Annotated in this window: 15 protein-coding genes; 11 read left to right on the top strand and 4 right to left on the bottom strand. The window is 68.2% G+C overall.

All coding sequences use genetic code 11. The annotated features are described in order from the left end of the window. Positions 1-2 precede the first annotated feature (2 nt). Together FOH10_RS04650 and FOH10_RS04645 are read left to right on the top strand one after the other, a co-directional pair. Positions 3-2,570, top strand: coding sequence for a TPR repeat domain-containing protein (locus tag FOH10_RS04650; protein ID WP_143979756.1), 2,568 nt, complete (start codon positions 3-5; stop codon positions 2,568-2,570). A 41-nt stretch (positions 2,571-2,611) separates the two neighbouring features. After that, positions 2,612-3,334, top strand: a complete 723-nt coding sequence (locus FOH10_RS04645; protein ID WP_143979755.1) for a hypothetical protein — start codon at positions 2,612-2,614, stop codon at positions 3,332-3,334. On the opposite strand, the gene FOH10_RS04640 is transcribed toward FOH10_RS04645, so the two are convergent. After that, the gene (locus FOH10_RS04640) at positions 3,331-5,976 is read right to left on the bottom strand and encodes an HNH endonuclease signature motif containing protein (RefSeq protein WP_143979754.1); all 2,646 of its coding nucleotides are present in this window, start codon (positions 5,974-5,976) and stop codon (positions 3,331-3,333) included. The genes FOH10_RS04645 and FOH10_RS04640 overlap by 4 nt on opposite strands. Positions 5,977-6,454: 478 nt before the next feature. Here FOH10_RS04640 and FOH10_RS04635 point away from each other — a divergent pair, with 478 nt between their 5' ends. Next, on the top strand, positions 6,455-6,655 hold the full coding sequence (locus FOH10_RS04635; RefSeq protein WP_143979753.1) for a hypothetical protein: 201 nt from the start codon (positions 6,455-6,457) through the stop codon (positions 6,653-6,655). A gap of 75 nt (positions 6,656-6,730) precedes the next feature. Beyond that, positions 6,731-7,291: a hypothetical protein gene (locus FOH10_RS04630; protein ID WP_143979752.1), complete on the top strand. Its 561-nt coding sequence runs from the start codon at positions 6,731-6,733 to the stop codon at positions 7,289-7,291. 39 nt (positions 7,292-7,330) lie between these two features. Here FOH10_RS04630 and FOH10_RS04625 read toward each other — a convergent pair whose 3' ends face one another. Next, positions 7,331-8,395 (bottom strand): Lrp/AsnC family transcriptional regulator, encoded by a 1,065-nt coding sequence (locus FOH10_RS04625; RefSeq protein ID WP_186000718.1) that lies wholly within the window; start codon positions 8,393-8,395, stop codon positions 7,331-7,333. Positions 8,396-8,443: 48 nt separating this feature from the next. On the opposite strand from FOH10_RS04625, the gene FOH10_RS04620 reads away from it, so the two are divergent. The 5 genes from FOH10_RS04620 (at position 8,444) to FOH10_RS04600 (ending at position 13,949) form a co-directional block, all read left to right on the top strand. After that, positions 8,444-9,682, top strand: coding sequence for an MFS transporter (locus FOH10_RS04620; RefSeq protein ID WP_186000717.1), 1,239 nt, complete (start codon positions 8,444-8,446; stop codon positions 9,680-9,682). Further along, positions 9,679-10,941, top strand: coding sequence for an amidohydrolase (locus FOH10_RS04615; RefSeq protein WP_143979749.1), 1,263 nt, complete (start codon positions 9,679-9,681; stop codon positions 10,939-10,941). Before FOH10_RS04620 ends, FOH10_RS04615 begins: the two co-directional genes overlap by 4 nt. Positions 10,942-10,994: 53 nt before the next feature. Next, positions 10,995-11,696 carry a DUF8020 domain-containing protein gene (locus tag FOH10_RS04610; RefSeq protein ID WP_143979748.1) on the top strand — a complete coding sequence of 234 codons (702 nt, stop codon included), beginning with the start codon at positions 10,995-10,997 and terminating at the stop codon, positions 11,694-11,696. Positions 11,697-11,710: 14 nt separating this feature from the next. Further along, entirely contained in the window at positions 11,711-12,445 is a 735-nt protein-coding gene (locus FOH10_RS04605) for a DUF8020 domain-containing protein (RefSeq protein ID WP_143979747.1), read from the top strand. Positions 12,446-12,536: 91 nt separating this feature from the next. Continuing rightward, a complete protein-coding gene (locus FOH10_RS04600; RefSeq protein ID WP_186000716.1) occupies positions 12,537-13,949 on the top strand; it encodes a vanadium-dependent haloperoxidase in 1,413 nt (470 codons plus the stop codon). Between the two features lie 64 nt (positions 13,950-14,013). Here the strand turns inward: FOH10_RS04600 and FOH10_RS34690 are convergent, their stop codons facing one another. Next, complete coding sequence (locus FOH10_RS34690; RefSeq protein ID WP_186000715.1) at positions 14,014-14,601, bottom strand: hypothetical protein; 588 nt, start codon at positions 14,599-14,601, stop codon at positions 14,014-14,016. An 854-nt stretch (positions 14,602-15,455) separates the two neighbouring features. Here FOH10_RS34690 and FOH10_RS04580 point away from each other — a divergent pair. After that, positions 15,456-17,408 carry a sensor histidine kinase gene (locus FOH10_RS04580; RefSeq protein WP_244961614.1) on the top strand — a complete coding sequence of 651 codons (1,953 nt, stop codon included), beginning with the start codon at positions 15,456-15,458 and terminating at the stop codon, positions 17,406-17,408. Then, positions 17,405-17,776 carry a DUF742 domain-containing protein gene (locus FOH10_RS04575; RefSeq protein ID WP_143979743.1) on the top strand — a complete coding sequence of 124 codons (372 nt, stop codon included), beginning with the start codon at positions 17,405-17,407 and terminating at the stop codon, positions 17,774-17,776. The genes FOH10_RS04580 and FOH10_RS04575 overlap by 4 nt, the downstream gene beginning before the upstream one ends. Positions 17,777-17,789: 13 nt before the next feature. Here the strand turns inward: FOH10_RS04575 and glpK are convergent, their stop codons facing one another. Then, positions 17,790-19,298 carry a glycerol kinase GlpK gene (glpK, locus tag FOH10_RS04570; RefSeq protein ID WP_143979742.1) on the bottom strand — a complete coding sequence of 503 codons (1,509 nt, stop codon included), beginning with the start codon at positions 19,296-19,298 and terminating at the stop codon, positions 17,790-17,792. Between the last annotated feature and the right edge of the window lies 1 nt (position 19,299).

Below are 19,299 nucleotides of genomic sequence, written 5' to 3'. Positions count from 1 at the left end.
CCATGAGCGAGTCCCCCACTCCCACCGTGTCGCAGGTGCGCGACTGGCAACTCGAGCAGCTCGAGCAGCAGGGCAGCTTCTGGACCCAGCAGGCGAGCAAGTTCCAGACCGAACTCGACGTCGCCTACAACGATATCGGCAACTCCGCCGACTACCTGGTCGGCAAGTTCGGCAACGGTCTGCGCGACAAGAGCGTGACCGTCCGCGACACCGGCTACCGGACCATCGGAGCGCTGCAAGCGGCCGGCACCGCGATCAGCAACGGTCTCGAGCCGCTACGGTTCGCTCAGAAGACGGTGACGACGCTGCTGACCGCGATCACCTCCGGCGGCTTCCTCTGGGGTGAGGACGGCACCGTGACGCTGTCGCTGGCGCAGACGGCGAACGCGCTCTCCGGTGACGCGGACAGCGCGGCCATCAAGCTCGCGGCGCTGGAACGCCAGGCCGACGAGTACACCCGCGCCCTGCAAGCCGGACTGTCCGGGGCGGGGGCGGCCGCGCAGAGCGTCGTCACTGGCATCGACACCGCATTCGCGGAGCTGCCCAATGCCGGTGCCGCGCCGTCGGTCGACGGCAATACCGGTGCGGACCTGGGCACGGAAGTCGCCAAGGAGGGCCCGGTGTCGCCCGAGGCCATGACCCGCATCGAGCAGGCTCTCGACCAGGTCAACCTTTCCGGCGACGACCAGGCGGCACTGGCAGCCGGTGCGACCGTCGTCGTTCCCGCCTCCACGCTCGAGTTCACCCAACGCCTCCTCGAGACCGCCGGACCGGAGGGCTTCGCCGAACTCAGCGAGCAACTGCGGACGCAGGGACCCGAGGGCGAAGCCAGGGCGCAGGCCCTGGGCAATGCGGTCATGCTGCTGTCGAACGAGAAGGTCGTCGGCGTCGGCGCGGACGGGACCCAGACCCCCGGCGGCTACGACCGGCTCCCCGGCGACGTCCAGCAAATGATCTCCACACGGGTGAGCCTCAGTGGCTCGGCACCGGACGACAATGCCAGCCAGTACCCCGACATGGGGCTGCCGGGCATCGCGAACCAGGGCGCGTTCCTGTCCCAGCAGGGCCGGTTCCTCGATGCCCTCGCACAGTCGGACCCGGGTTACCAGCCCGGCGCGAAACTGTCGACCGAACTGCACCGGCAGGGCCTGCATCTGGCCTGGCTGGAATCGCACAACATTCAAATGGGTCCGGACTCCGGTGTCCCCCTGGATGATTCGCTCACCGACGCGATCGAGATCGCTTCCCGCAACCACGAGGGCACCACCGCCATCCTCACCGGCGAGAGCGGACCGGAGATCCTGGGCGACGGCTACCACCCCGACACCGCCATGCTCTCGCTGCTGCAACGCGAATCCAGCGACCCGAACAGTCCGCTGCTCGGGGCGATGACCGACTGGATTCCAGAGAACGCGCACGTCACCGTGCCGCCGGAGCACCCCGACCATCAGGCGCAGGTCGACCAGGCCACCCAGGCCGGGCGTGCCGCGCGCGGACTCGCCGACATCATCTCCACCACCAACTCCGCCGACGGCACCAACAACTATCAGGTACTGCTGTCCGGCAAGAATCCCGACGATCTCGGCACGCTGGACAGTGCCGGGATGTCGCCCGAAGCATCCAAGCAGGTCGCGGAGGCGCTACAGCCGTTCGTCGGCAAGCTGGTCGGCATGCCCGATGATCTGGCCGGAACCCTCGGATTCGGCAACGATGTCGGCCCCAAGGACGCCGTGCGAGTACTGAGTGTATTGTCCACCGATCCCGACGCCAGTCAGATCATCAACGGCGCGGCTCTAGCGGAGTCGCAGCGGATGGACAAGGTATTCGTCACGCCCGGTATGCCCGGTGCCGGTGATCCCGATATCGGCCGGTACGCCAACCGGATGGAATGGGCAGTCACAGAGGCACTTGCGACTGAGTACAGCGAACGCACCGGCGAAGCCAGAGACGACGCCGCCGACAAGTCCGCGAAATGGAGTGCCGCCTACACCGCCGCGCAGATCATGACCGGTGGATTCGGCCCCGGCGGGGCCGCCGTCGCGGCGGCATCCGAACCGTTCAAACTGGGTGTGTTCCCGTTCGACCCCGAACAGGTCGACCCGTACGACCCACTGAAGTACAACCTCCGGCCCGACCAGGTCGGCCAGTACGACCCATTGACCGCCAAGGGCAGTGATTTCAGCGCGACCACCTTCGGCGATCTGAACCACCGCCAGTACACCGCCCTGCTGGAACTCACTAATCAAGGCAGGATCGACATCAATGATGTGCCACCGGAATACAAGGACGCCACGGGACAACGTTTCAAGACATACACCGACTACAGCGCCGACATCAAAGGCCAGCCGCAGGAAGACCGGACCGACTCCGCATATCGTGTGAGCGAACTGCTCACGAAGGCCGGTGTGGACACTGCGAAATTCGACACCTACGGCCAGACAGCCGACCGAGGTGAGACCGTGACACTCAAAGACGCGATCGCTCCCCTCGATCGCGAGGAATCGGTCAACAATGTTCTCGCTGGCCTCGCCGCACCCCAGGACCCCAAGGACACATGGCCCACAGGATGATACGACGACGACCGGCACGACTCACCGCGACCGTCGGCGCGATGATGCTCCTCATCACCGGGTGCGGCGGGAGTGACACAAGCAATACCCCGACAACCAGCAGCAGCGCGCGACCCTCGGGCAGCGTTTACGAACCTCCCGACGAGGTCCGCAACGCCACTGTGGTGTGGTCGGCCGAACCCGGCATCGACCTGTTCTCCACCGCAGCCACACTGGCGCGCGCGGCGAGGGAATCCGACATCATCGGCAGCTACGCCGGACTCGAACACACATACCCCGGCTACGCCAAGGCACTGGATCGGCCATACGCGACCCACTACGACGTCGAGAGTTACCGCGGAACCATCGCCGGAACCATGCTCCACCACATCCAGCGAATCCAGGACACCGGAGACGGGTACCTCGTCGAGTACTGCGCCCTACCGAACGCCTACGGTCAACTCGATGACGGCCGGTACCGGAGGTGGTATGGCCGAGGATCAGCTCTGGCAGCACGATTCACCCGCAACGACGACGCACCCGCCCCCGCGACCACCACACCCACGGCCACACCGAACCCAGCACCCGACCCGATGCATTGGCAGGCACCCACCTACAACGTGTTCACTGGATGGACCGTCTCCTACGTCGTGAACGACACATCGTGCGATGACTGGGCCCTGAGCCTGTACCCGGACGCACCGGTCGAGAACGAGATCAGCTACAGCGACACACCACCACCCGTACAACCCGCCTACCCGGGCTGGCCCACCCAACCGGACTAGGCCACCCGCATGATTGGCAACTCGAGACGCTGAACGACCTCCAGGGATCCCGATGATCTCACCGTCATCAGGGATGCGGCTGCTTGCCGGGGTGTTTCCGAAGCCGAGATCATCCGCGAGGCAATCCACCGGGCGGCGCAGAAACCGCGACTATGGTCCGAACCGTCGGATGGGATCGTGATCGCGGATACCTCGGGCGGCCGACAGCAGTGGATGCGGCCCTGGCGGCCGAATACCACGCCGACGCGGGATTGATGTTGGATCGACGTGAATTCCGCGCGATGTGCCCATTCACCGGCTTCGAACATTTTCGCGTCATGCTCGACGACGGCTGACTGGAGTTCGGCCCGCGGACTGGGGAGTGATTGTTCGGCGGTGGGTTTCGGCCTTGTCCATGTGTTGAGGTTTCGGGGGTCGTGTCGGGTTCGGGGTGTTACTGCAGAGATGTGAAGAGATGAGTGTGGTGGCGGTGGGTGACTTACCTGGCTTTCGCTGACGCCGGGTTGGGTGCCGCACCCTTCTACCCCAGCCGACGGACTGGCTGGGGTTGCGTTCTCGAGATGGTTGTTACCGGGGTGGTTGTTATTGGCGTAAGTGGTCGCCTCGGGTCGGGTCCGGCCGCTGGGCGTTTTGCGGGGGCACCGTGCGGCGTGAGGATCTGAGCGGTCGTGGTGGTCGGTGGCGTTTCGGTCGATCCGTCGCGGGGCCGGGCGATCACACGCACCCGCACCCTGCCGACCCAACGGCAGAGGCATCGGCCGACCGACGACCGAGGGCTTCGGCTGGCCAAGCGTCGAGAGCGTCTGCTGCCCCTTCGTTCGAGGCATCGGCTGGCCGCTCACTGGGGGCGCCGGGTGACCCAACGAAGGAGGCGTCGGCTCGCCGATCACCGGACGCGACGGCTGACCCGACGTCGGCTGACTCAGTGTTGGAGGTGTCGGTTGGCCGACCACCGGGTGCGTCGACCGTGCGAGCGCACGGGACATCGGCTGGCCGAGCGTTGGGGATGCCGATTGGCTGAGCGTCGGCGGCGACTGCCCGCCCGGGGCACCGGTGAGCCACTGCTCCGGATGATGATGCAGATTCACCCGGAGAACCCGCCCCGGATCGATCCGCGTCGGCGGCGCCCACACCACACGACCCGGATACCGGCCACTGCCGACACCACCGCCACGGTTGCCGCCGCCACCGAGGCCGCCACCGATACCGCCGATGCTGCCGCCGCGGCTGCGGCCGCTGCCGTCGCTGCCGCTGCTGTTGCCGCCGTTGCCGCCGTTGCCGCTGCTGTTGCCGGCGTTGCTGTGGTTGCCGCTGCCGCTGTTGCCGCCGGCGATGCCGTCGCTGATGTTGCCGCGTCCGAGGGTGGCCCACCCGGTCGGGTCGTCGCCGTCCTCGGGGATCTGGGCGTGGCAGCGGTCGCACACCAACGTCAGGTTGTCGATATCGGTACGACCACCCCGCAACCACGGCACCATATGATGCACCGCGCACATCGTCGCGGGAGCCTCACAGCCCGGACGGGTGCAGCCTCGATCAGCGGCGATACACGCCAACCGCTGCCACGGCGACGCCAACCGATACTTCCCCCGACCCAGATGTAACGGGAATCCTTTGCCGTCGAACAGCATCAGCAACGGATAGCTGCCCTCGGCCATCCGCAACGCGTCGGGGATCGACATCACCGATCCCGACGCGGTATGGGCGTACCCGGTTCCGGCCTGCAGGTCGGTGAGACTCATCGTCAACACCACCGACACCGGCACACCCCGATGCGATCCCAGGTTCTCCGGACCGCCTCCGGCGGCGAGGAACGCTTTGAGCGCGTCGTGGTTACGCTGCCCGGCACTACGCCGGTCTCGCCGCGCCGCCGCCTCCACCGCATCCTTGTCGACGGCTGCGGGTCCCATGCGGGGGCTGTCGGGATCTTCGGGGTTGCACATGCCCGGACGCGCCCACTTCGCCAAGACGACATCCAACAGGGCACGCAGCTGCGGATCGAGCACGCCTTTGATCTCGCTCATACCGTCCACACGTTGCTTGCCGACCCAGAGCTCGCGGTGCCGCGCCCGGTCGTCGTCATTGGTGAGCACCCCGTCCGGGTCCAGACACGACAACAGCACGTGCCCGACCTTGCTCACGTACTCCGGCGGCATCTGCACCGCCGCGCGCGCGAGCTGCTGCTCGGCCTCGGTCTTCGTCTCTTCCGGAACCGCGTTGGGGATGCGGTCCATCACCCGCATGATCACCCGCGCGTGCTCGGGCGAGATCGTGCCCTCGGCCTGCAACCTCGCGGTGGTCGGCAACAACGCCGGGGCCGGTTCCCCGCAGAACGCACGCGGCCGCAACGGGATCGAGGCCCGTACCCGCGCCCCCGCCTCGGCCGCCGACAGGCGCAACACATCGATCAGATACCCGCGCATGCCCTTGGCTCCGGCGCGCTCCCACAGATGTCGGGACTCGACTTCGGCGATCATGCGGTGCGACAGTGCCGCCATCCGACAGCGAACGGATTCCACTTCCCGCATGACGTCCACGAGAGCGGTGTCGGACAGTCCGGTGAGATCGGTCGCGAGCAGGGTGTCCATCGCGGCCGATACATCGGCTGCGGTATCACCGCCTCGCGTTTCCCCCTCCGGAATCATGCATCTATTCTATCGCGAATTCCATTGCGGCAGAATAGCAATACTCATGTGATATCAGAATCTTCAGATGCTCACTCCTATCTTCGATGCGGCAGCACACGGGATTTCGACGATCCCCAGCTGCCATTCCGGCACATGAGGGATGATTCCGAAGTCGGAGACGATGTCGAAACGTGCCGCAGGATCTCGAATTTCGCAAACTACCCACCCGAACAGATTCACGTTCGGTCCCGCAGGAGAATTCGGCGTAGACGGCGATAGGTGGGTGCCATTGCACGCAAGCGTCGAAGGACTCATCGACGAACTTCCGTTGAGCGCTTTCGAACCCGTGATCGAGATTCGCGGCCTAGCCGACACCTGGTGGCGAGGATCGGACTCGCTTATCGCGATCTATACCGGAGAGGCCGAATACTTGGGCGCAAGGGTTTCGCGTCGCCCGCGTGTACGCCGGTCTCGACGAATGGGGACTGAGCGGAGGATGACGGCGGGCGAATCCGCCACGTCATCGCCAATTCCGAGATTCCGCCAGGCCGCGGCGCAGCTGCCGCCCTCGCTCGGCTGCGCCCGCATCCGGGAACTGTGGGACGCCTGGCAGCGGCTCGCCGAACTCACCGTCGGCTACGACGACCTCACCGACGAGGCCGCCGCCGGGCACCCGCGCAACCCAGCCGTCAAGTAACGCCGCAGGTAGGAGGCCGATAGATCGGTACACGGCCGGAATCCACCGCGGCTCTCCCTCGCCCGTGGGGGCACGATGTCATATCCCCGAGAACATCCGCCGCCGCGACCAGCACGGCACGGCGCGGTGCCGACTGTGGTCGTCGTCGTGGTCGGTATCGCCGCGGCGGTGTGGGTGGTCGTGTTCGGTGCGACGCTTGCCGTCCTGCTCGGCGGCGTCGACCGATACGAGTCCACGACGCCTCGGTACACGGAGTACTCGCAGGTGACTCCTACCGCGTCGGGCGGGCCGGACTCGGAGAGTTCACCGGTGGCAGCGCCGCCAGTGGTCGCCACGCCGCCGTCCGCGACCGCACCACCCGCCACCCCGACCCGGCCACCGACCACCGCCGAGACACCGCCGATCGCGCCAGCCGCACCGGTGCCGCAGGCCGCGCCGACGGAACCTCAAATCGCACCGCCCGCAGCGGATTCCGGATGTCACCCGTCCTACGACCCCTGCCTGCCGATCGTCAGCGATGTGGACTGCGCCGGTGGGAGCGGCAACGGGCCGGTGTACACACCGGGACCCGTGCGGGTCATCGGGCCGGACGAGTACGGGCTCGATCGCGACCGCGACGGGGTGGGCTGCGAATAGCGCGGAGGAGTGGACGAGCCACCGCTCGACGGGTCGCGTTCAGGACCAGACGTCGAATGGGATATGTCCCACCGCGATGCCGCTGCGGGGGTCGAGCAGGCGGCCCATGCGTTTGAGGGCGCTGAGGGTGTAGGAGCGTTCGGTGATGCGCAGGGTCGGAAAGTGGTGCAGGAGGCGGGATTCCAGGGCGATCAGCTCCTGGGGGGTGCGCAGCCAGGCGATCAGCAGGACATTGCTGTCGTCGTCGGCGGTCACCACGCAGAGCCGGATCTCCGGCCACTCGGGTAACGCCGCACCGAGGGCGTCCAGGTCGGTGGCCGGGATGCGCGCGCGGATATTGGTGTTCACCCGCCAGCCCGCGGCCTGCTGGGCGAAATCGCAGCGGAAGATCAGGCGGCCGGAGCGGGTCATCTCCGAAATGCGGCGGCGCACCGTGGCGTCGCTGAGACCCGTGTCGGCGGCCAGTTCGACCGCGCTGCGGCGGGCGTCGGCGCCTAGGGCGAGCACCAGTTCCCGATCGCCGCGGCGGCGGCGCGGCGCTCCCGGTGCGCGCTCGTCGCCCTCGGTCAGCACCGCCTCCTGCGTCGGGTCCAGGGCGCGGGGACGCCAGTGGCTGCCGTCGGAGTACTGGTGCACGGCCACGGCCAGGCGGGCCTCCTCGATGCCGGGGTGCTCGGCCAGCCAGCGGACGCGGAAGTCGTCCAGGGCGGCGGGTGATTCGGCCGCGACCGACAGTTGCAGGTCGTAGCGCCCGCTGGTCCGGTCGACCGCGAACACGCAGCCGTACGTGCTGGACCGGGCGGAGACCTCGGCGACCGTATCGGGGCGACATCGCAGCCGCATGTAGCCGACCGTCGCGAACTCCGGCGCGTACGCGGTCGTCCAGGCCAGGCCGGTATCGGTGAGGTGCTGCCAGCGGCGGGCCGCCGTGGTGGCGTCGATGCCGAGGGACGCGCCGATCAGGGACCAGGGTGCCCGCGGGCTGATCTGCAGCGCGTTCACCAGGTCCAAGTCGCGCTCGCCGAACTCGACCGCGGCGTCGAAACCCTGCGCGGGGGTGTTACCGATGTCGGATTCCGGCGTTTCCGATGTGCTGTAGAACACATGACCCATTGTGACAGCACCGCCACGCCAAGAGGAGGACCCACGGGTTTGCTGCGTACCACTCGAATCACGGTGTTGCTGTTGTCGGCAGCTTGGATCGCCGACTACATCGACCGCATCGTCATCAACTTCGCGCTGCCCGCGATCGGCGACGACCTGAACCTCGACCACACCCAGCTGGGCATGGTGGTGTCGGTGTTCTTCCTCGCCTACGCGGGCATGCAGATTCCCGCCGGGTTGCTGGCCGACCGTTACGGCGCGCTCACGATGGGCACCATCGGCCTGCTCGCCTGGTCGGTCTTCACCGGACTGACCGCGGTGGCCTGGTCGTTCTCCACACTGCTCGCCATGCGTTTCCTGTTCGGGCTGGTGCAGGGCGTCTTTCCCCCGGCGGCGCTGAAGGCGCTGTCGGAACGCAGCCTGCCCGAGCAGCGCACCACCGCCAGCGGCTGGACCAATGCCTCCAACGCGGTCGGCACCCTGCTGGCCGCCCTGGTGGCCGCGATCCTGCTGCCCACCGTGGGCTGGCGCATCATGTTCGCCCTCATCTCGCTGTTGGGCGTCGCGGTACTGCTGGCGTGGCGACGCTGGATGCCCGACCCGCTGCCGGAGGCGGTGGCCGCACCCGATGCCCGACCAGTGCGCGACGACCGGTTGCGACGGCTGGTCATGCGCTCACCGGCGCTGCTGGGCTTCGCGGTGATCTTCTTCGGCTACGACGCGATCGTGTGGGGGCTGAGTGCCTGGATGCCCACCTATCTGCACGACGAGTACGGCGTCTCGACCAGCACGGCCGCGCTGATCGGACTGCCCGCCACGGTTTTCGCGGCCGTGGGAACGGTGGCGGGCGCGCGGCTGTCGGACCGCATCGGCGGGCGGCCCCGGCGCATCGTGATACCGGCCATGATCGGCACCGCCGCGCTGGCCGTGGCCCTGCCGTACGCCGGGTCGGTACTCGTCTTCGTGATCGCGGCGACAGTGCTGGGCACGGTGGCGTCGCTGTGCTACATGCCCGCCTTCGCGGTCCCGCTGCGGGCACTGCCCACCGAGCTGCTGGGTTCGGCCACGGCGGTGATCATCTTCGGCGGCCAGCTCGCCGGAGTCGTCACTCCCCTGCTGTTCGGCGCGGTCACCGACCACGTCTCGTACACCGCGGCCTTCGCGACGCTGACCCTCGGACCGGTGCTGGCCATCGCGGCGGCGGCCGTCGTGCCGCAGACCGCCGATGCCTTCCGCGCCCTGCTGCCGCAACCACCCGCTCCCGAGCCGAAGGAGACCCTCGCATGACCATCACCCCGGACCAATTGCCGCACAACGGTTTCCCCACGCCGGACGGGACGGTCGATCCGCACTGGCAGCAGGTGTACCGGCACCTGCACGCGCATCCGGAACTGTCCGGCGCGGAATTCGACACCGCCCGGCTGGTCGCCGACGAGCTACGTGCCCTGCCCGGCTGGGAGGTGAGCGAGGGCATCGGCGGCACCGGTGTGGTCGGCGTGCTGCACGGCGGACCCGGCCCGGTGATCTGGCTGCGCGCCGATATGGACGCGCTACCCGTACAGGAGGACACCGGACTGGACTACATGTCCCGGAACCCCGGTGTGATGCACGCCTGCGGGCACGACATGCACGTCACCGCCCTGCTCGCCGCCTGCGCACGGCTCGCCGCCGAACCCTTCGCCGGCACCGTGGTGGCCATCTTCCAGCCCGCCGAGGAGACCGGCGGCGGGGCGCGCGCCATGCTCGACGACGGCCTGCTGGAGCGGGTGCCGCGACCGCGAATCTGCTTGGGCCAGCATGTGAGTCCGCTGCCCGCGGGGCTCATCGCCAGCAAGGGCGGCCCCATCATGGCGGCCTCGGATTCGGTGCGCATCGTGCTCAGCGGCAAGGGCGGTCACGGGTCCACCCCGCACCTGGCCGTGGACCCGGTGTCCATGGCGGCGTCGCTGGTGCTGCGCCTGCAATCGTTGACCGCGCGACAGACGGCCCGGCCGTCCTCGCCGGTGCTCACAGTGGGCGCGCTGCACGCGGGAACCCGGCCCAACATCATTCCCGAGACCGCCGAAATGCTGTTGACGCTACGCACTTTCAGCGACAGCGCCCGGCAGCTGATGCTGGACGGGATCGAGCGGCTCGCCCGGGCCGAGGCGGAGGCCGCCGGTGCGCCGGAAGCGCCGCGGATCGAGTGCTACGACCGCTTCCCCGTCACGGTCAACACCCCCGCCGACACCGATCGCGTGCTCGCCGCGTTCACCGCCGCCGGGCTCCCCGCGCTCACGCTGCCGCACCCGCAGACCGGCAGCGAGGACTTCGGCGTACTCGGCACCGCGGCCGAATGCCCCTCGGTGTTCTGGCATATCGGCGGATACCCCCTGGACCGATTCTCCGAGGAGGACCGGGCGGTCATGCTCGCCGACCACACCCTGCCCGCGAGCATCCCCGCCAATCACTCGCCGCACTTCGCGCCCGATCCGGAACAGACCCTGCCCGCGGCCACCGCCGCGATGGTCACCGCCGCGCGCACCGAACTCGCCGTCGAGGCGTAACCCCCGGCCGTCCCTGTCGGACGGCATGCACCACCCATGATGAGGAACAACAGATGAGTATTCGTCGAGCAGCCCTGACCACGGCCCTCCTGGCCGCGAGCGTCGTCACCGGCACCGCGACCGCGACGGCGGCACCGGAGCCCGCCGCCGAACCGGTTTCCTTCCGCGCCAACCTGATCGGCGACACCGTGGTCACCACCCTCGACCACGCGTCCTTCGCCCTGGCCGCGGATACCCGGTCGGTCACGATCAGCGATACCGCCGGACGCCCGCTCCAGGTGGTCCCGCTGTCGTTCACCCTCGACGGCCAACGGCTGCCGCTGCGGCAGCAGATCTCCGCCGACGGCCGCACCCTGCGGCTGACCCCGGAACTCGACGGCCTGGACCGTACGGCGCTGCGACCGGTGGCCTCACCGCTGGAAAACCAGCTCGCCATGAACGATCTCATCAACGCCGTCAGCCTGGGCACCTCGGTCGGCAGCCTGATCGGCACCGCGATCGGCGCGGTCGCGGGCGTCGGCGTGGGCATCGCGCTGGCCGGTGCCTCCTGCCTGGTGTTGAGCCTGGGCTGTGTGGTGGCGGTGCTGCCCATCGTCAGCATGGTCGCCGCGGCCGGTGGTCTCGCCGGTCTCATCCTCGGCGGTGGCCCCACCGCGGCGGCAGCGGCCTTCGACTACTGGACCACACTCAACGCGGCTCCGGGCGAGAGCCGGTACGCCCCGCACCTGCCGGGCGTCCAGGCACCCGCGAACTGAGTGGACGGAGACCGATGATGCGCATTCGCACAACAGCTTTCGCCGCGATCGTGACCGCTGGGGCGGTGGGCGCGGCGGCCACACCCGCCGCCGCCGCCCCACCGACGGCGCACTACAGCTCCGTCGTCGCCGACGGCTCCGTCACCACCACCCTGGACGGCGCGACGTTCGCGCTCACCGCGGACGGGCGGACGGTGCTCGCCCACGACCCGACGGGACACGAGGTCCTGCGCCTGCCACTGGCGTTCGAACTCGACGGTGCGGTGCACCCGATCCGGCACCGCATCGACGATGCGGGACGCACGCTGGTGCTCACCCCGGACCTCGGGCCGCGCCCGATCGCCTCACCCATGGAAAACCAACTGGCACTGGGTGAATGGGCCGGAAACATGACCAAGGGCGCACTGGTCGGCACCCTCGGCGGATTCGTGCTGGGCGCGCTGGTGGGCGCCGCGCTCGGCCTCGGCTCATGCCTGGTGGTCGGTCCGGGCTGCCTGGCGACCACACCGGCGGCGATCATGGCCTTCGCCGCCGGTGGCGGCCTGCTCGGCACCCTGGCCGTTGGCGGCGTGGCCCTGGCCGACGGTCTGTGGAAATACATCACCACCCTGCAGGCCGCACCGGGTGAGAGCGCGTACGCCGACGACGACGGCCTACTCGACCCCAACGGCACCGGCGTCCCCGACGCCAACCTGCGCCTGCCGCCGCTGCCGTTCAAGGCGTTGATGAGCGGTTCCGCAGGGCGCTGACAGGCCGGACGCGGCCTGCCCCGGCTTCTTCGGGCTGTTGTTCGATCAGCCCGTGTGTTGCACTGGAAGGAACTCGACGGGAGGCGGAGTCATGGACTCAATCCTGTACTGGAATTCCATTGCGCTGGAAGCTAATCGAGTAAGTCACAGTAATGGGGCCGGGGAACAGACCGGGCCGCCGCTCAGCGCACGCGCGTTGGCGATGGTGCATCTGGCCATGCACGACGGGTACATCGGCGCACTGGGTGCGGGCACGAGATATTGCCCGTACCTGCCGGATTCGGCACCGGCCCCACCGGGCGCGGCCGCGGACGCGGCGGTGGCCGGAGCGGCGCATCGAACGCTGACATCCTTGTACCCGAGCCAGACACGAGCGTTCGACGAGGCGCTGGCGTACCCGGGCCTCAGCGGTCCCGGCGTCGACGAGGGGTTGAAGTACGGCCGCCTGATCGCCGAACGAATTCTCGACGACCGCTCGGACGATCCCGGGGTCGGTGACGACGGCTATCGGCCCGCACCCGAGCGCTATCGGCACCGCCCGGACCCGTTCAATCCGGACCAGGGTTTCCACGGGCCGTTCTACGGTGCGCGCTCGAAACTGTTCGCCGCGACCCGTCGCCACCAGATCGATCCACCGCACCGCGGTGACGACGTATATCTCGAATCGCTGCGAATCGTGCGGGCCACCGGCGTAGCGCCCGAACTGCTGAGCACCATCCCGCAATTCCTCATCGACGGTCTGCCGCCCGACCGGCGTCGCCGCACCGAGGAACGCACCCTCATCGGCATGTTCTGGGCCTACGACGGAGCTCATGGCATCGGCACCCCGCCGCGGTTCAACAACCAGATCCTCCGGAAGGTCGCCGCCCGCCGGAACACCTCCACCGAGGACAACGCGCGCTTGTTCGCGCTCGTCAATGTGGCCATGGCCGATGCCGGCATTCTCGGGTGGGAGGAGAAGTACCGCCACGACCTGTGGCGACCCGTGGTCGGCATTCGGGAGCACGACCCGTCGCTGGGACCGGCCGCACGCGAGGGCGACAACGACATCACCACCGACTGCCAGACCGACTGGCGTCCACTCGGCTCACCGGCATCGAATACGACCAATCGCAACTTCACCCCGAACTTCCCCGCCTACCCGTCCGGCCACGCGACCTTCGCCGCCGCCGCATTCCACATCGCCCGCCGCTTCTACGGCATACCCGCCGACGACCAGAATCCCGACACCCTCACCGAGGGCCTCACCTTCATCTCCGACGAACTGAACGGCGTGACCACGGACAACACCGGCGCGGTCCGCCCCCGCCACGTCCGCACCTTTCCCGACGGCCTCCACCAGATGATCGTCGAGAACGGCCGCAGCCGAATCTGGCTGGGCGTCCACTGGGAATTCGACTTCGCCCCGAGACCCCTCGGCATAGGCGGCCTACCCCTGGGACTGGCGATCGCCAACGACATCTTCGACACCGGCATGCGGAAGTCCACGGTCGGCCCGCGCTGACACCCATTCCTTCGGCGTGACTATCGGAAGTCGAGCAGACCATGTCCGAGCAGCGGGGCCGTTCTTACAGGAACAGCACGGGTACCGTCACACTCCAGAACGGGCTCGACCCGACCGATACCGGAGTAAAGGCGGTTATCGGCACGGTGTTCAGTGTTACCCACGTCGCATCCTGTTGATAGGGAAGATCGAACTGGACCGGCGCACCGCCGGTGCGGTCGGCGTCGATGCGGTCCAGGCGGCTGTAGATCAGATTCCATGGGTTGCGGTCGGTGGAGGAGAAGGGAACCAGGGTGACCGAACAGGTGGCCGGTGCCTCTGTGCCAGGAATCGTCGGCCGGATCCCCCGCGGTTGAATGTGCGCGATGACGCGGTGCGGGTCCGTCTGGTCGCGGTCGACCCACAGGGTGTAGTCGACATAGCAGTTCAGGGTGTCGCCCATCGCCCAGGTGTCGACTGGTCCGGGGACCGCCCCGGGCGGGAGCGGAAGGCCCGGCAGGGCGTGCGCGACCGATTCGCCGCCTACGAACGGTGTGGCGACGAGCAGTCCCGTGCTCACCGTGGCGACCGTCAGCACCGCGGCGGATAACTTACGGAAATACATGACTCTCCCGGGAACGATGAATATGTGAGGCAGCTCTCGGTTCGACACACATCGAAACGATGAAAATCCAGGACGGCGGGCAACCGACATCGCGACTGCAATTCACTGCCGTTGGGTACCGTGAGCTGCGAGAAGAGTAGCAGTCGGTGATCATCCGCCCAGCGGCGGACCGGTCTCGGTGACGTATCGACGCGGGGCGTCAATCGACCGGATCCGGCCAGCGCCGCGATCTTCCGCATCCCGGCCCGATCCGCTTCCACGACCATGAACCGCGCCCGCAACCCCAGCGGCTCGGCTACCTCGGACAGCCGCGCCTCCACGGGCGAGGCGAGCGAGACGACAATGCCGCCCGCGCCGTCCCGATCACAGACGCCCCGCGTGCCTTGGCGATCTGCACCGCCAGTTGCCGTCCCCGGACGCGAACAACGTGACCCCCGGCCCGACCGCCTCGACCACACCTGACACATCCCAGCCCAGCCGCACGATCGCTCCGCCAGCCCGCCATTGAACCGATGGCGGCGCGCGGTCCGGCTCGGATCGGCATGTCTCGTACTGCCCGCCGCGGAGGTGCCGTCGGCGGCGCTGGAGACGGCGCGCGATATCGCGCCGGATGTCGAAGGTGAACGGATCGGTGAAGGCTTCCGCGGCGAAGTTCGCCGACCGATACGCCGTGACCACGGTGTGGCCCAGCGGATGATCTCATCCGCCGCGGTGCGCGGCACATCCGGACTTCGGGCCGTAATCGGCGAAAGTGTTGCGGGGGTAGCGTTTCAGTGACTAGCTTTGCGAGAACCGCTGGCGGTTAGCCAGACCTGTGAGTAGGCGAGAATTCGGTGATCGGCAGCAGTTTCCTCCGCAAGATCTCAGTACGGTGGCGGCGGACCGTCAGCGTCCGGACCAGAGTGCTGGTCATTGTGCTCATTCCGAGTATCGCGTTGCTCGCGATCGGGATAGGCGGATCCGCCTATCTGGTGCAGAGCGGGCGGGAGGCCAATCGGTTCGCCGAACTGGCGCGCGGCACCTCCGGGCCGTCGATCATGATGATCGAGGCGTTCCAGGAGGAGCGTCGGCTCTCGCTCTTGTTCCTGGCCGGAGACGATTCGGCCGGATTCGCCTTGCCGGCGGCGCGCAAGCAGTCCGATGCGGGGTACGCGGCGGTGGTGGCCCAGGCCAATGCGCTCTCGGAGCTGCGGCCCGACCTGAAAGACGGGTTCTTCCGGGTCGGTGTCGGTCAGAAGGTGCCAGCCCTGCGGGCCGCGATCGATGCGCGCGCGATTCCGGCCGCCGATGCGTTCACCGCGTACAGCATGGCGGTCGCGGCCATTGTCAACGGCTGGCTCATCTCGGCGGACGTCGCGCCCGATTCCCATATCGCGGTCGAACTGTACAAGTCGGTACATGCGCTGCGGGCCGCCGAATCCATCTCGCAGACCAGCGGTTTGGGCTCATTGGTGATGCTCACCGGGGAGCTGTCGCCGGAGCTGCTGGTGGAGTTGACCGGATACATCGGCGACGGGCGCGGCGAGGTCGCCTACGTCGGGTCGGTGCTGCAGGGAGCGCACCTGGACCAGTGGAAGGCGATCACCTCCAGTACGGAATGGCAGCGGCTGCGCGCTATGGAGGACGCGATCATCCAGCGCGGCCCGGTCGCAGCGGCCGGCGACAGCGGTCGATCCTCCGGCGAATCCGCCGAGCGGCTACCGCTGACGCTGGCCGAATGGCAGCAGGTCGCGGGTAAGGTCCGGCGCGATCTGCTGACCCTGTGGGAGACCCAAAGTGTCGACGCGCATTTCGAGGCGACCGAACAGGGCAATCGGCTCGAGCGAGACTCGCTGTCCGCCGGGGCGGGCGTGCTCGCGCTCGCGCTGCTGGCCTTCCTCGGTGCGCTGGTACTGGCCAACAAGTTCATCGCGCGCCTGCGCCGGCTGCGCCGGGACACCCTGGAATTGGCCGATGAACGGCTGCCGGACACCATCCATCGGCTGTCGGCTGGTGAGGAATTCGACCAGGACGCCAACCGGCTGGACTTCGGCTCCGACGAGATCGGCCACGTCGCCGACGCTTTCAACCGCGCACACCGGGCGGCGGTGGACGCGGCGGTGGCCGAGGCCAAGACCCGGGCGGGCGTGAACGCGGTATTCGTGAAGATCGCCCACCGGTCCCAGGGCGTCGTGCACCGCCAGCTGGCCCTGCTCGACAAGGCCGAACGAGAGGAACCGGATTCGGACCGGCTGAAACTGCTGTTCCAGCTCGACCATTTGGCGACCCGGGCCCGGCGCAACTCCGAGAACCTCATCGTGCTCGGCGGTGAACAGCCGGGACGCAAGTGGCGCAATCCGGTGCCGCTGGTCGATGTGGTTCGCGGCGCGGCAGCGGAATCGTTGGACTACACCAGAATTCACGTCCGCAAGCTACCGGAGACGCAGATCGTCGGACCCGCCGTCACCGATATCATCCACCTGCTGGCGGAACTGGCCGACAATGCCAGCGCCTTCTCCCCGCCGGAGTCGCCCGTCGAGGTCACCGGCGGTCTGGTCGGCAAGGGGATCGCCATCGAGATCTCCGATCAGGGCCTCGGCATGACCGAGGAGGAGATGGCCGCCCGCAACGCAATGCTGGCGCAGCCACCGGATTTCAGCGTCGCGACCCTGGCCGGAGACATCCGGCTCGGCTTGTTCGTCGTCGCGAAACTGGCGGCCCGCCACGGTATTACGGTCCGGCTCACGGAGTCCGACTACGGCGGCGTGAAGGCCGTGGTGCTGATCCCGAGAGCGCTCACCACCGCCGCTCTGGACACGGGTGCGGCCGATTCCGTGCGGGAGAACCGAATTCCGGCACAGCCCGAGTACACATGAACGATTCGGACGAGTCGTGGTACGACGAGGATGCCGGGCCGGTGGTGCGGCTCTACGCGGTGACGCGGGGCCGATCCGGGACCCGCCGCACCGATGTGGACATGGTCACCCGGGTGGTGACGTCCAGCCTGGGCAGGCTGCGCCGCCACGAACCCGAATACGCGGCCATCGTGGAGTTGACGCGATCGCCGCTCTCGGTGGCCGAGATCGCCGCCCGGCTGCACCTGCCGATCACCGCGACCAAGATCCTGGTCGGGGATCTCATCGGTGACGGCGTCCTCGACTTCCGTGCTCCCGCCGCCGGCGCGGGGGCCGCCGACGACCTCACCGTGCTCCGTGCGGTCCTGAAAGGGATTCAGGCCCTGTAACAGTCGGCGGCAGCTATCTCGGCGGCTGGGACCAGCCGAAGGTGAGCTCCACCGCGCGCTTCCAATTGCCGTACTCGGCTTTCACGTGTTCGGGATCCGCCTGCGGCTGCCATTCGGCCGCGCGATGCCAGTTGCGGCGCAGCACCTCGAGGTCGGCCCAGTAGCCGACGGCCAGCCCGGCGGCGTAGGCGACGCCCAGCGAGACGGTCTCGATGACCATGGGGCGCTTGACCGGAACGTCGAGGACATCGGCCACGAACTGCATGAGCAGGTGGTCGGTGGTCATGCCGCCGTCCACCTTGAGCGCGGTCGCCTGGAGCCTGGAGTCGGCATTCATGGCGTCGACGACCTCGCGGGTCTGCCACGCGGTGGCCTCGAGCACGGCCCGGGCCAGGTGCCCCTTGGTGACATAGGAGGTGAGCCCGACGATGATGCCGCGGGCCTCGCTGCGCCAGTGCGGCGCGAACAGGCCGGAGAAGGCGGGCACGATATAGCAGCCGCCGTTGTCGTCGACGGTGCGGGCGAGCGTCTCGATTTCCGGTGCGCTGGAAATCAATCCGAGCCCATCGCGGAACCACTGGACCAGTGACCCGGTGACGGCGATGGAGCCTTCCAGCGCGTACATGGCCGGCGCGTCGCCGATCCGGTAGCCGACGGTGGTGAGTAGACCATGAGTGGACCGGACCGGCGACCGGCCGGTGTTCATGAGCAGGAAACCGCCGGTGCCATAGGTGCATTTGGTGTCCCCGCGGGAGAAACAGGTCTGCCCGAACAGCGCCGCCTGCTGATCGCCGAGCGCGGCGGCGATGGTGATGCCGGGAACCACGCGCCGCGTGACGCCGTAGACCTCACTGGAGGAGCGGATCTCCGGCAGCATGGCCGGGGGAATGTCGAAGAAGGCCAACAACTCCCGGTCCCACTCCAGGGTCTCGAGATTCATCAGCAGGGTCCGGCTGGCATTGGTGACGTCGGTGAGGTGGATGCCGCCGTCGACGCCGCCGGTCAGATTCCAGATCAGCCAGGTCTCCATGGTGCCGAACAGGACGTCGCCGCGTTCGGCGCGGGCCCGCAATCCGGGGACGGAGTCGAGCAGCCAGCGCAGCTTGGGCGCGGAGAAGTAGGTGCCCAGCGGCAGCCCGCTCAGCTCGGGCACGCGGTGGGCGTCGGGCCGATCGCTCAGCGATCGCACCAGATCCGCGGTGCGGACGTCCTGCCACACAATGGCCTTGCCCACCGGATGCCCGGTGTGGCGGTCCCAGACGACGCTGGTCTCGCGCTGATTGGTAATGCCGAGCGCGACAATCTGCTCGCGGGCGATGTTCGCATCGCGCAGGGCGCGGGGAATGATGCGATCGACATTGCGCCAGATCTCCATCGCGTCCTGTTCGGCCCAGCCGGGCTTGGGAAAGTAGTGCTGGTGTTCGCGCTGCGCCACCGAGACCAGCCGACCGGCTGGGTCGAACACTATGCAGCGGGTCGAGGTCGTCCCCTGATCGATGGCCATCACATAGCGCTGCGTCATT

Origin of the sequence: Nocardia otitidiscaviarum (assembly GCF_007362295.1) — a bacterium.
GTDB lineage: Bacteria > Actinomycetota > Actinomycetes > Mycobacteriales > Mycobacteriaceae > Nocardia > Nocardia otitidiscaviarum.
The sequence above is the reverse complement of the archived record's forward strand: the minus strand, read 5'-3'. Positions and strand labels throughout refer to the sequence as shown.

What these genes read in the sequence shown, in the direction of transcription:
- FOH10_RS04650 (WP_143979756.1), top strand. Translation starts at nt 3, where the DNA reads ATGAGCGAGTCCCCCACTCCCACCGTGTCGCAGGTGCGCGACTGGCAA.
- FOH10_RS04630 (WP_143979752.1), top strand. Translation starts at nt 6,731, where the DNA reads ATGTCATATCCCCGAGAACATCCGCCGCCGCGACCAGCACGGCACGGC.
- FOH10_RS04635 (WP_143979753.1), top strand. Translation starts at nt 6,455, where the DNA reads ATGACGGCGGGCGAATCCGCCACGTCATCGCCAATTCCGAGATTCCGC.
- glpK (WP_143979742.1), bottom strand. Translation starts at nt 19,298, where the DNA reads ATGACGCAGCGCTATGTGATGGCCATCGATCAGGGGACGACCTCGACC.
- FOH10_RS04640 (WP_143979754.1), bottom strand. Translation starts at nt 5,976, where the DNA reads ATGATTCCGGAGGGGGAAACGCGAGGCGGTGATACCGCAGCCGATGTA.
- FOH10_RS04645 (WP_143979755.1), top strand. Translation starts at nt 2,612, where the DNA reads ATGATGCTCCTCATCACCGGGTGCGGCGGGAGTGACACAAGCAATACC.
- FOH10_RS04615 (WP_143979749.1), top strand. Translation starts at nt 9,679, where the DNA reads ATGACCATCACCCCGGACCAATTGCCGCACAACGGTTTCCCCACGCCG.
- FOH10_RS04605 (WP_143979747.1), top strand. Translation starts at nt 11,711, where the DNA reads ATGATGCGCATTCGCACAACAGCTTTCGCCGCGATCGTGACCGCTGGG.
- FOH10_RS04575 (WP_143979743.1), top strand. Translation starts at nt 17,405, where the DNA reads ATGAACGATTCGGACGAGTCGTGGTACGACGAGGATGCCGGGCCGGTG.
- FOH10_RS04610 (WP_143979748.1), top strand. Translation starts at nt 10,995, where the DNA reads ATGAGTATTCGTCGAGCAGCCCTGACCACGGCCCTCCTGGCCGCGAGC.
- FOH10_RS04600 (WP_186000716.1), top strand. Translation starts at nt 12,537, where the DNA reads ATGGACTCAATCCTGTACTGGAATTCCATTGCGCTGGAAGCTAATCGA.